Source organism: Syntrophorhabdales bacterium, assembly GCA_035541455.1.
GTDB lineage: Bacteria > Desulfobacterota > Syntrophorhabdia > Syntrophorhabdales > WCHB1-27 > JADGQN01.
The window spans coordinates 1-4,374 of record DATKNH010000074.1; the positions used below are offsets into that span (position 1 = coordinate 1).

Consider the following 4,374-nt stretch of genomic DNA (forward strand, 5'->3'; position numbering starts at 1 on the left):
GACCCGGTCGTTCGTCACGCAACACTGCAGTTCCGGCGTTGACCGTGATTACAGATAGTGTTATCATGTTATCACTCAGCATTCGATGGAGGCGCCCATGGTGAGGACTCAGATTCAGTTGACCGAGGAACAGGCCCGAAAGATTAAGAAGATAGCGGCTTCCAGAGGTGTTGCAATGGCAGAGGTGATCCGCGAGGCTGTCGAAGAAGTCATTCGATCAAAGGCGGGCACCATTTCAGAAGAAAGGCGGGCACGCGCCGTCGACATTGCAGGCAAATTCAGATCCGGCAAGAAGGACGTGTCAAAGCGGCATGACGCATATCTGGCCCAGGCGTGGCGCAAATGAGCGTATTCGTGGACACATCGGCATTCTACGCGCTGCTTGACGGCGACGACGCAAATCACGCGAAATCAGCTCGCGCATGGCGTGAGGCCATGCAATCCGACCAAAGTTTCGTAACCACCAACTACGTTCTTGTGGAAACCTTTGCGCTTCTTCAGAACAGACTCGGTATGGCAGCAGTTCGCGCATTTCAGGAGGACATCGTTCCCGTTCTTGATGTTGAATTTGTAACTGCTGACACCCATCGGCTGGGCATCGCCGCTTTGCTCGCATCTTCAAGAAGAAACCTCAGCCTCGTAGACTGTGTCAGCTTCGAGGTGATGCGTGAGTTGGGACTGCGCTCGGCATTTACCTTTGATACCCATTTTCGAGAACAGGGTTTCGCCGTCACGCCTTGACAACCCACAGATCGCAAGTCTGAAGTAGCGTTGCGGACACATACTTTCTTTCTCGGCCTGCCGACGTTGGCAGAATCTTTAGGCAAGGAAGATTGGCAGCTGCTTTGATCCTGCTTCGCGTACCAGGACAGCGCAGTGCAGAGAAAATCAAGGTTGTTAGACACCCCATTGAGCATTATTCAGAAAGGGTGTCGGAATGTTTTGTCGTGGCAACTAAGACACAGATTCGGGTACTACCCTTATTGAGGAAATGTTTTCGCCATGCCTGGACGATTTCATCCCTATGCTCCTCAATGATACGTTGGATTTCTCTCAGTCTTTTCGAGCCAGAATTTTGCTTCTCCGCTTTCACATGTTACGTGGACGTGGATCCGATCTTCTTCGTTTGAAAGGAAATAGAACCGGTATCCCTTTTCTCTAAAGATTGAAGGACTCATGATCTACATTTTACCATATGACGCTATCTTCTTGCCTCCATTCACGCACAGCAGCATGCATAACGCGGATTTGCGAGTCTTTCACCATTCCCGCACATGACCGAGAGAATTCACCACAGATTGCGCAGCATCCTGTAAGGATAACGGCGGACAACTTATGAATACAGTGTTGTGTGTTGAGTTTTGAGCTAATTCCTCGGCAGGCAGCAATAAGCAACGATGAATGGGACAAAGCTTAAGCTTTCGCCTCTGCGCTAAGGGGTGAGGGCGAATGTCAAGCCGCGTGTTGCGGCGGGATAGGTTTTATTCGTCTTAGCTCGTCCCGATACCGGCGATTTGCCTCCCAGAGGTCAACAGCTCTCTGTGCGTTAAGCCAGAATTCGGGGCTGTTGCCGAATAGCTTTGATAGCTTCAAGGCCATTGCCGGTGTTAATGAGCGCTTCTCTCGAAGAAGCTCGTTCACGGTCTGCCGGGATATACCCAAAGCTTTGGCAAGGCCCACCACCGTCAGCCCATAGTCGACCATGAAGTCCTCCCTCAGCATCTCTCCAGGATGGGTTGGTCTGATTGTACGCCTTTCTGTATTTGCCATTGCCATTGTCCACTCCTTAATGGTAGCCCGTTATTTCAACGTCATAGGCGTCTCCAGCATGGAACCGAAAGCAGATGCGCCACTGATCGTTCCCCGAAATCGTGTATTGCCCTTTACGATCCCCTTTCAGTTCCGGGTAGACCCAGCGGTTGCCCGCCAGGCCCCCCACAGTCCCGTACGTGCCCAATTAAGGCATACGGTTCTTCAGTAATCAGAGTTTCGGCACCACTCTGATGTATGACTTTGCTACCCTGCAGGCTTCTCATATGGCATGGTATATCCTGGGCTTGGGCAACGGAAAGGTGCGTCTGAGTCGCTCCCATGTATTCCACGGGATATAGCTCTCGTTACTCCTTCGGCTCAGCCAGTAGCGCCATGCGTTGTCCACATGCTCCATCACTACCTCCAGCATCTTGAAATTACTCCGGACGCCATAGTACTGGTAGTGACCACGCAGTTTCAGACAAAGTGTCTTGTATTGCTCCATGAGGGCTTCGTGCCGGTGATCCCGGCACCACTGCCAGAGCGCCTTCATGGCCCGACGGAGCCGCTTTCTGGCCGTCTTCCGCTTGATAACCCAAAACCCTCGGCGCGTTTTCGCCCAGAAGTGGGTGAATCCAAGAAAATCGAAGGTGCCGTTCCCCCCATCCTTTTCCTTACGAGAGGATGGCTTCTGGAACCGAACCAGCGCCGTCTTCTCCGGGTGTATGGCAAGCTTGAAGAGATTGAACCGTTTTGGCAACGCTGCCAACACCCGCCGGGCATCATGCTCCCGTTCGCAGCCGATGAGAAAATCATCGGCCCAGCGGATCAGAAAGCTTTCGCCCTGCAGCCTTGGTTTGACGTCCCGTACATACCACCGGTCGAGCACGTGGTGGAGGAAGATGTTACTGAGCACGGGTGAAATCACCCCGCCTTGGGGAGTCCCCTTCTCCGGATGGATCAAGGTTAGTCCCTCCATCACCCCCGCGTTAAGCCACTTGCCAATGAGCCGGATGAGCGCACCGTCATTCACCCTCCTCTTGATGATCTTGAGGAGGAGATTCCAATCAAGGCTGTCGAAGAATTTTGCCACATCCGCGTCCACGATCCAGGCGACGCCAATCTCCCCGCACTTTTCACGTAGCTCTAGAAGTGCCTGGTGCTGGCCGTGGCCTTCCCGAAATCCGTGGGAGAAGCTTTCGAATTCCTGCTCGTAGACTGCCCCCAGGATCATGGCCACCGCCCGTTGAGCGATCTTGTCCTCGAACGCGGTCATCCCGATCGGCCGCTTTCCTCCGTCATCTTTGTCTACCCACGCACGTTTCACCGGCGGCGCTTTATAACGCCCGGTACGCAGCCGCTCATGGAGGTCACGGAGATTCTCGTCGAGGTTCTGTGCATACTCCTCTGCGGTCACCCCGTCCACGCCCGGATCTGCATCTTTGCGCGTGCGGTGAAAGGCTTCTTTGAGGAACTCAAGGTCAATCAGGTGTGCCAGCGTCGTGAACACCCGCTTTGGATCGCGGACTGCCTGCTCTGCAATCCACTGGAGTTTCGTTGATACGGTTGGTAAGCTCAAGGTCTCTCCCGTCTTTCCTTCCAGTGAAACGTCATACCCGATCTCGCCTTCCCTCCCGTGGGTTCCTTGGGTCTCGGTTCCCCACGTTCTTCGGTACTATTCGAGACTAAGACTGCCCACGGTTCATTCCGGTCGCTTCGCTCGTCGCTCGCTTCCGGCACCCTGCTGTTGTCCCTTTGGTTTGTATCCCCTCTTTAAGGTTCGCTCGCCGTGGGGAAACGCACGGCCAGCGCCTGGGCCTTGTGGTAAGCCGGTAGCCCCAGCTCCGGCAGTATATGGCAGGGAAGTCGTGGGCTCTCCCAAGTTCCCGAGCTGCCCCTATGCGTACATGCCCCGCTCTTACAGACCCCGGTGGTGTCCCCTCCTGCTTGCCATGACGCCGGAAAGGACTGCTGCCTTCCGATACATGCACTACGTCGGCTTTCTCTTCCCTCGGGTGGAAGATTATCCTCATCGACCACAACTATACGTATTTCGGGGTTCAATTTCGCGGCCTGCACGCTTGCTACATCCGGCTCCATACAGCCCATTACTGGACTGCACGCGGGTTCGCTACGGACCTGTCGGCTCAACGTTGGTCCGGTCGGACTTGCCTTGCTACCGTCTGTGGCGCACCGACTGAGCAGCATCAACGAGTTTCAGAAACCTCCTTTCTTGAGGTCATTCCCTCGCTTCGGATTTATCTTGGCGCGAGCATGGCATGGTTACGCAATGATCTCGGTTAGGCCCTCGACCACCTGGACCATTTCTTCCTGAGAAACCTTACCCAGGAGCCTTCCAATTCTCTCCACGGAGAGGGTTCGAATTTGACTGATCTTAACCCATGACCGTTTTGGTAGATTTACTCCTCTCAACTCAAGAGTCAAAGGGAAACCCGCCTTCTGGGGCTGGCTTGTGATAGCCACAGCTATGACCGTTCCCGACCGCTCATTAAAGATATCGTGGCTGAGGATCAAAACCGGGCGCAGTCCGGCTTGCTCCCTGCCTCTTGTCGGGTTTAGGTCCGCCCATCGGATCTCGCCCCTCAATATTCTGGCCATTGG

Annotated in this window: 5 protein-coding genes; 2 read left to right on the plus strand and 3 right to left on the minus strand. The window is 54.3% G+C overall.

Annotated elements, in window-relative coordinates:
* Nucleotides 1–97: 97 nt before the first annotated feature.
* Together VMT71_07760 and VMT71_07765 are read left to right on the plus strand one after the other, a co-directional pair.
* Entirely contained in the window at nucleotides 98–346 is a 249-nt protein-coding gene (locus VMT71_07760) for a CopG family transcriptional regulator (protein HVN23852.1), read from the plus strand.
* Entirely contained in the window at nucleotides 343–741 is a 399-nt protein-coding gene (locus VMT71_07765) for a PIN domain-containing protein (protein HVN23853.1), read from the plus strand. Before VMT71_07760 ends, VMT71_07765 begins: the two co-directional genes overlap by 4 nt.
* A gap of 711 nt (nucleotides 742–1,452) precedes the next feature.
* On the opposite strand, the gene VMT71_07770 is transcribed toward VMT71_07765, so the two are convergent.
* The 3 genes from VMT71_07770 to VMT71_07780 all read right to left on the minus strand — a co-directional run.
* Nucleotides 1,453–1,776 carry a HigA family addiction module antitoxin gene (locus VMT71_07770; GenBank protein ID HVN23854.1) on the minus strand — a complete coding sequence of 108 codons (324 nt, stop codon included), beginning with the start codon at nucleotides 1,774–1,776 and terminating at the stop codon, nucleotides 1,453–1,455.
* Nucleotides 1,777–2,032: 256 nt separating this feature from the next.
* Entirely contained in the window at nucleotides 2,033–3,331 is a 1,299-nt protein-coding gene (ltrA, locus tag VMT71_07775; GenBank protein HVN23855.1) for a group II intron reverse transcriptase/maturase, read from the minus strand.
* Between the two features lie 704 nt (nucleotides 3,332–4,035).
* A partial coding sequence (locus tag VMT71_07780) for a type II toxin-antitoxin system PemK/MazF family toxin (GenBank protein ID HVN23856.1) occupies nucleotides 4,036–4,374 on the minus strand: 339 nt, incomplete at its 5' end.